The sequence below is a fragment of the Actinoallomurus acaciae genome (genome assembly GCF_042429965.1).
Taxonomy (GTDB): Bacteria; Actinomycetota; Actinomycetes; order Streptosporangiales; family Streptosporangiaceae; genus Actinoallomurus; species Actinoallomurus acaciae.
In genome coordinates this window covers 1-7,231 of sequence record NZ_JBHLZP010000411.1, presented here as the reverse complement: position 1 = coordinate 7,231, position 7,231 = coordinate 1, and the positions used below count along the sequence as shown (strand labels likewise).

General features: G+C 71.4%; 4 protein-coding genes, 1 pseudogene and 2 riboswitches. Of the genes and pseudogenes, 3 read left to right on the top strand and 2 right to left on the bottom strand.

Annotated features, from left to right (window positions below; genetic code table 11):
• Both ACFFNX_RS36650 and ACFFNX_RS36645 read right to left on the bottom strand, forming a co-directional pair.
• Positions 1 to 960: pseudogene (locus ACFFNX_RS36650) on the bottom strand (TIGR00374 family protein); the annotation flags it as partial.
• 84 nt (positions 961 to 1,044) lie between these two features.
• On the bottom strand, positions 1,045 to 1,839 hold the full coding sequence (locus ACFFNX_RS36645; RefSeq protein ID WP_378210583.1) for a TetR/AcrR family transcriptional regulator: 795 nt from the start codon (positions 1,837 to 1,839) through the stop codon (positions 1,045 to 1,047).
• Between the two features lie 109 nt (positions 1,840 to 1,948).
• Between ACFFNX_RS36645 and ACFFNX_RS36640 the strand changes: the two genes are divergently transcribed.
• The 3 genes from ACFFNX_RS36640 (at position 1,949) to gcvP (ending at position 6,985) form a co-directional block, all read left to right on the top strand.
• Positions 1,949 to 2,911, top strand: a complete 963-nt coding sequence (locus ACFFNX_RS36640; RefSeq protein WP_378210581.1) for an ATP-binding cassette domain-containing protein — start codon at positions 1,949 to 1,951, stop codon at positions 2,909 to 2,911.
• Positions 2,911 to 3,744, top strand: a complete 834-nt coding sequence (locus ACFFNX_RS36635) for an ABC transporter permease (RefSeq protein ID WP_378210579.1) — start codon at positions 2,911 to 2,913, stop codon at positions 3,742 to 3,744. Before ACFFNX_RS36640 ends, ACFFNX_RS36635 begins: the two co-directional genes overlap by 1 nt.
• 69 nt (positions 3,745 to 3,813) lie before the next feature.
• A riboswitch (glycine riboswitch) is annotated at positions 3,814 to 3,911 on the top strand.
• Positions 3,912 to 4,026, top strand: a riboswitch (glycine riboswitch).
• 118 nt (positions 4,027 to 4,144) lie between these two features.
• Positions 4,145 to 6,985, top strand: a complete 2,841-nt coding sequence (gene gcvP / locus ACFFNX_RS36630; protein WP_378210577.1) for an aminomethyl-transferring glycine dehydrogenase — start codon at positions 4,145 to 4,147, stop codon at positions 6,983 to 6,985.
• Positions 6,986 to 7,231: the final 246 nt, after the last annotated feature.

The window sequence follows — 7,231 nt, the reverse complement described above, 5'->3', positions numbered from 1 at the left end:
GCGCAGCGACCGGATGGTCCGGCGCGGGGTGGCGCCGCGAAGCCGCGCGCGCCGCCACAGCCGGTAGAGCAGCCCGGCGGTCTGCTGGTCGCGGTCGAGCACGGTCACGTCGATGGTGCGGCCGTCGGCGAGCGTGGCGCCGTAGCTGCGGAACTCGTCGTGGTCTTCGGAGGTCCGGGCGGCGCGGACCGGCTCCAGGCCGACCCGCCGCAGCGCCGTCATCACCGCGTGGCCCGGTGGCCGCGTGTTGGGCGAGCCGGCCGCGTACAGGGTGCCGTACCCGACGGCGCGCCCGATGAGGTAGGTCGTGACGAGCGCGAGCGGCGTGATGGCGCCGGCGGTGAGCGAGGCGATCGCGTCCAGGCCGACGACCGTCCAGGTCACGGCCTGCCAGCGCGTACGGCCGGACAGCCGTACGGCGGTGACGTAGGCGATGACCGGGGTGATGTCGATGTGCGCCGGGCCGGGGAACCAGCCGCCGTGCCGCTTCCACGTGAGGTACCACGCGAGGTCGCGCATGCCTGCGGCGGTGACCCAGGAGTCCACCGCCAGCGACACGCCGAGAGCCAGGACCGCGGCGAGCACGCCGATCGCGATGCGCAGGCCGTCGCGGTGGATGACGCGCTCGACGCCGAACGCGACCGGCACGGCGAGCACGACGATGCCGGAGGCGAGCCCGGCCAGGGTGAGGATCAGATGCGGCGCCTGCTCGGTGCCGTGCGTGATGTCGGAGGACAGACCGGTGGTCGTCTGGCGGGCCACGTGGGCGAGCCCGAGGATCAGCCCGATGACGCCGACGGACACCAGGAACCGGAAGGCGTCGGCGGTCCGGCGGATACGGGCCGGCAGCGAGGGCTCCTCGACCAGGGGGTCGGTCGCCGCGCCGCTCGGGACTTCGCCGCGTGGCCGCGTCAGCATGTCACCGTCGTGCGGCCGGTCGGGGGATTCGTTAGCGGGCACGAGGTGAATCTTCCCAGCCCGGCAGCTCGGTTATCGGCGGGATGTCCCCCTGCGTGGGTTCGTCCGCGTTCGTACGGCGGGGCGTCAGATGCCGAGCCGGGCGGCGATGCCATCGAGTACGCACTTGAGGCCGAACTCGAACTGCCACTCGGCGTCGTCCTCGTTCGATCCGTCGATGATGTAGCGGCTCAGCGCGGGGAAGCGGCCCGACTCCAGCATCCACCGCACCCACGGCAGGAACGCCATCCGCGCGTCGTCGTCGGACTTCCAGTCGTTGCGCTCCAGGACCTCCCGCTGGGCGATCTCGGCGGAGACGGCGCCGCGCGTGAAGGAGTTCACCGTGCCGAACACCGCCATCATCGCGTCGACGTCGAGGCCGAGGCCCTCGACGGAGGTGAGCGCCTGTTCGATGAGCGTCGCGTTGTTGGGGGACAGCGTGGCCGGGACACGGGCGTGGGCCTGGATCGTCCACGGGTGACGCAGGCTGAGCCCGCGGTACTGGCGGGCGTACGCGTCGGCGACCTCGCGCCAGTCTCCGTCGGGCAGGATGACCTCGGCCGCGACCGTGTCGAGCATCAGCTCATAGATCTCGTCCTTGCCGGTGACGTAGCGGTACAGGCCCATGGTGGCGACGCCCAGGCGTTCGGCGAGGCGCCGCATGGACACGGCGCTCAGCCCCTCGGCGTCGGCGATCTCGACGGCGGCGACGGCGATCTGCTGATGCGTCAGGGCCGGGCGCGGACCGCGGGTGGAGCCTTCGAGACGCTCCCAGAGCGTCGGCTTGAGACGGCCCTCGGCCCGCTGGGTCTCGAACTCCGTGACGGCCTTGCGGAAACCCTCGAGCCGCTGGTCGTACGCGGAGTCCTTCGCGTCAGTCAATTCCGCCCTCCCACGAGTACAACGTAGCGGCTTGTACAACGTACGCAGTTGAGCGTACGTTGTACACACACAGAGTACGCCGTACGCAATCAAGATGAGGGAACCTGAGATGACGAGTTCGGAGTCGGCCGTCTGGGCCGAGGGGCTGCGCAAGCGGTTCGGCCGGACGGAGGCGCTGCGCGGGGTCGACCTGGAGGTGCCGAAGGGCGCCGTCTTCGGCCTGCTCGGCCCGAACGGTGCGGGCAAGACCACGACCGTGCGGATCCTGTCGACGCTCACGCTGCCCGACGCCGGGCAGGCGCGGGTCGCCGGGTACGACGTGGTCCGCGACGCGGACGAGGTGCGCTACCGCATCGGCCTGGCCGGCCAGCACGCCTCGATGGACGAGAAGCTCAGCGGGCGGGACAACCTGCGGCTGTTCGGCCGCCTGTACCACCTGTCGCCGAAGGCCGCCCGGCGGCGCGCGGACGAGCTGCTGGAGCGGTTCGGCCTCGCGGACGCGGGGGACCGCTACGTCAAGACCTACTCCGGCGGCATGCGCCGCCGGATCGACCTGATCTCCAGCCTGATCACCGCGCCGCCGGTGCTCTTCCTGGACGAGCCGACGACCGGGCTGGACCCGCGCAGCCGCGGCGAGATCTGGGAGACCATCCGCGAGCTGGTCGCCGACGGCACGACCGTGCTGCTGACCACGCAGTACCTCGACGAGGCCGACCAGCTCGCCGACCGGGTCGCGGTCGTCGACCAGGGGCGGGTGATCGCGTCGGGCACGCCGGACGAGCTGAAGGCCGAGATCGGCAGCCGCGTCGACGTCGTCGTGTCCGGCACCGACGTGCTAGGCGACGCCGTCGCCGTGCTCTCCCGGATCGGCGAGCCGGACGCCGACCCGGAGTCCCGCCGGGTGAGCGTCCCCGTCTCCGCGGGCTCCGTCACCCTGCCCGCCGTCGTGCGGGAGCTGGACCGCGCCGGCGTCGGGGTCGAGGACGTCGCGCTGAGGCGCCCCACCCTCGATGAGGTGTTCCTCCGCCTGACCGGCAGGCCCGAAGAGACCGAAGAGAAGGTGAGCGTCTGATGGCCCTCCACGCCCCCACCGCGCCGACCGGCCGCCTGGTCCGGCTCCGCTGGACCCTCACCGACGGCGTCACCCTGGTGTGGCGCAACCTCGTCCAGCTCAAGTCCCAGCCCGGGGAGCTGGTCGGCGCGCTGGTCTTCCCCGCGATCCTGATCGTGCTGTTCGGCTACGTCTTCGGCAGCGCGATCAAGGTCCCCGGCGGCGGCAACTACCGGGAGTACCTCATGCCCGGCCTGTTCGCGATGACCACGATGACCAGCTTCATGACCACGATGGTCGCGGTGGCCACCGACGCCTCCAAAGGGGTCATGGACCGGTTCCGCTCGATGCCGATGGCCCGGTCGGCGGTGCCGTTCGGCCAGGTCGGCGGCGACATTATCGTCGGCCTCGCCGGCATGGTCATCATGATCGGCTGCGGGCTGGCCGTCGGCTGGCGGATCCATGAGGGGTTGCCGCGGGCGCTCGCGGCCTTCGGCCTGCTCATCTTCCTGCGGTACGCGCTCTCGTGGGCCGGGGTGCTCTGCGGCCTGCTGGTGAAGAACGAGGAGACCGCCGACCAGATGGTCCCCCTGATCTTCCCGGTGTCGATGCTGTCGAACTCCTTCGTGCCGACGGCGGGCATGCCGGACTGGCTGCGGGCGATCTCCGACTGGAACCCGGTCAGCGCGATGGTCGCCGCCTGCCGCGGCCTCTTCGGCAACCCGGGCGTCGTCACGGCGCACGCCGCCCTGCCGCTGCGGCACCCGGTCGCGGCGACGCTGATCTGGTCCGGCGTGCTACTCGTGATCTTCGTCCCGTTGACCGTCCGCCGCTTCCGCACCCTGAACCGCTGACCTTTACGGTCGGAACGGCCCGCGCTTAACGTCGTGGCAATAAGCCTCCGGTAGGGTGGAGATCGCCGTCGAACCCGTGCGGGAGAGACCCCGGTGCAGCCAGCGCAGGGGCGCCGAAGGAGCAAACCTCCCCGGAACCTCTCAGGCAAAAGGACCGCACGGGCGAGGCACCTCTGGAAAGCGGGACCCGGAGGCCGCACCGCCGGCCGCCGATCCTCACCGAAGGTGCAAGCCGCGCTCGCCGCGGTGAAGCTCTCAGGTTCAGGTGACAGAGGGGGAGACCCACCATCGGGCATGCCCGGTGGTGCTCGCGCCCCGACCCGCCTGGAGGCTTGCCATGACCGAGCGCAGCGACGGAATCGAAGACACGGCCCGGGTGGTCACACCCTCCGAAAGGCCCATGACCGAGGTTCCGTTCGCCGCCCGCCACATCGGACCCTCACCGGCCGAACGCGCCTCGATGGCCGAGGCCGCCGGGTACGACGGTGTCGGCGCGCTCGTGGACGCGGCCGTGCCCGCCCGGATCCGCACCGACCGCCCGCTCGACCTGCCGCCCGCGCTCAGCGAGGTGGAGGCGCTGGCGCGGCTGCGTGAGCTGGCCGCCCGCAACCAGGTCCTCACCTCGATGATCGGTCTCGGCTACCACGGCACGATCACCCCGGGCGTGATCCTGCGCAACGTCCTGGAGAACCCCGGCTGGTACACCGCCTACACGCCGTACCAGCCGGAGATCTCCCAGGGGCGGCTCGAGGCGCTGCTGAACTTCCAGACGATGGTGAGCGACCTGACCGGGCTGCCGGTCGCGAACGCCTCGCTGCTGGACGAGGGCACCGCCGCCGCCGAGGCGATGACGCTGGCGCACCGCGTCGCGCCGCGGGGGAGCGGCGACGCCTTCCTCGTCGACGCCGACGTCCTGCCGCAGACCGCCGAGGTGATCCGCACCCGGGCGGTGCCGCTGGGCATCGAGGTCGTCGTCGCCGACACGTCCGCGGGACTGCCGGAGGGCGACTTCTTCGGCGTGCTGCTGCAGTACCCGGGCGCGAGCGGCGCGGTACGCGACCTGTCGCCCCTCACCGAGGCGGCGCACGGACGCGGTGCCCAGGTCGTGGTCGCCGCCGACCTGCTCGCCCTGACGCTGCTCCGGCCGCCGGGGGAGTCCGGCGCCGACATCGCGGTCGGCACCACGCAGCGCTTCGGCGTGCCGTACGGCTTCGGCGGCCCGCACGCCGGCTACATGTCGGTGCGCGACGGCATCCAGCGCCAGCTTCCCGGACGGCTCGTCGGCGTCTCGCTCGACGCCGACGGCGGTCAGGCGTACCGGCTCGCGCTGCAGACCCGTGAGCAGCACATCCGCCGCGAGAAGGCCACCAGCAACATCTGCACCGCCCAGGTGCTGCTCGCCGTGATGGCGAGCATGTACGCCGTCTACCACGGCCCCGAGGGCCTGACGGGCATCGCCGAGCGGGTCCACGAGCGCGCGACCCTGCTGCGCGGCGGCCTGGGCGCCCTGGGCGTCGAGGTCGTGCACGACGCCTTCTTCGACACCGTCCTCGCACGTGTTCCGGGCCGCGCACGCGCGGTCGTGAACGCCGCGCTGGAGGGTGGCGTCAACCTCCGTCTCGTCGACGACGACCACGTCGGCATCGCCTGCGACGAGACGACCACCCAGGAGCACGTCGCCGCCGTGTGGCGGGCGTTCGGGCTGAAGGAGGAGCGCCTCGGCCTCTTCCGGCACGAGGCGATCCCGCCGGAGCTGCGCCGCGAGAGCGGGTTCCTCACCCACCCGGTGTTCCACGCGCACCGGTCGGAGACGGCGATGCTGCGTTACCTGCGCCGCCTCCAGGACAAGGACATCGCGCTGGACCGCTCCATGATCCCGCTCGGCTCCTGCACGATGAAGCTGAACGCCACGGCCGAGATGGAGCCGATCACCTGGCCGGAGTTCGCGCAGATCCACCCGTTCGCCCCGCTGGAGCAGGCGCGGGGGTACGTCGATCTGATCGGCGAGCTCGAGTCGTGGCTGGCCGAGATCACCGGGTACGCCAAGGTGTCGGTGCAGCCCAACGCCGGCTCGCAGGGGGAGCTGGCCGGCCTGCTCGCCGTGCACGGTTACCACGCCTCACGCGGCGAGAGCCACCGGAACGTCTGCCTGATCCCGTCCTCGGCGCACGGCACGAACGCCGCCAGCGCGGTGATGGCCGGGATGCGGGTGGTCGTGGTGAAGAGCACCGACAGCGGCGACATCGACCTCGACGACCTGCACGCCAAGATCGACAAGTACCGCGACGACCTCGCCGCGATCATGGTGACGTACCCCTCGACGCACGGCATCTACGAGGAGACGATCACCGAGGTCTGCGAGAGCGTGCACGAGGCGGGCGGCCAGGTCTACGTCGACGGCGCCAACCTCAACGCCCTCGTCGGGCTGGCGCGCCTCGGGGAGTTCGGCGCCGACGTGTCGCACCTGAACCTCCACAAGACCTTCTGCATCCCGCACGGCGGCGGGGGGCCGGGCGTCGGCCCGGTGGGCGTGCGCGAGCACCTCGTGCCGTTCCTGCCCAACCACCCGCTGCGGCCCGAGGCCGGTCCGGAGACGGGCAGCGGTCCGATCTCGGCGGCCCCGTGGGGCTCGGCGGGCATCCTGCCGATCTCGTGGACCTACATCGCGATGATGGGCGCCGACGGGCTGCGCGAGGCGACCGAGGTGGCGGTGCTGGCCGCCAACTACGTCGCCAAGCGGCTCGACGGCCACTACCCGGTGCTCTTCACCGGCCGGGGCGGCCTCGTCGCCCACGAGTGCATCATCGACATCCGGAAGATCACCAAGGAGACCAAGGTCACCGCCGAGGACGTCGCCAAGCGGCTCATCGACTACGGCATCCACGCCCCGACCCTCGCCTTCCCGGTGGCGGGCACGCTGATGGTCGAGCCGACCGAGAGCGAGGACCGCGCCGAACTCGACCGCTTCTGCGACGCGTTGATCGAGATCCGGCGGGAGATCGAGCGGGTGGCCTCCGGCGACTACGACGCCGACGACAACCCGCTCAAGAACGCCCCGCACACGGCGGCCTCGCTGCTGACCACCCACTGGAAGCACTCCTACACCCGCGAGGAGGCGGCCTTCCCGCTCCCGTCGCTGCGGGAGAACAAGTACTGGCCGCCGGTGCGCCGCATCGACCAGGCCTACGGCGACCGCAACCTCGTCTGCGCCTGCCCGCCGCCGGAGGCCTTCGAGTCCTGAGCCGTACGGGCGCCCGGGACGGCATCCACCCCGGGCGCTCAGGCCGGTCAGACGCTAGATCGTTGATGGGAAATGTGTGGGCTGGTGGTTAGTGGTCGTAGGCGGTCAGTGATCGTTTGATGGGTGCGCCGATGAGCCAGTTGTGCCAGATCGCGGTGTTGAGGGCCAGAATTCGCTGGGATGTTCGTGTCCATAGGCCTTCGGTGGTGCGGGCGTTGTGGCGTTCGAGGCCGAGCTGGTTCTTCA

Excerpts from the sequence above, each read along its gene's own strand:
- ACFFNX_RS36640 (WP_378210581.1), top strand. The coding sequence starts at position 1,949 with ATGACGAGTTCGGAGTCGGCCGTCTGGGCCGAGGGGCTGCGCAAGCGG.
- ACFFNX_RS36635 (WP_378210579.1), top strand. The coding sequence starts at position 2,911 with ATGGCCCTCCACGCCCCCACCGCGCCGACCGGCCGCCTGGTCCGGCTC.
- gcvP (WP_378210577.1), top strand. The coding sequence starts at position 4,145 with ATGACCGAGGTTCCGTTCGCCGCCCGCCACATCGGACCCTCACCGGCC.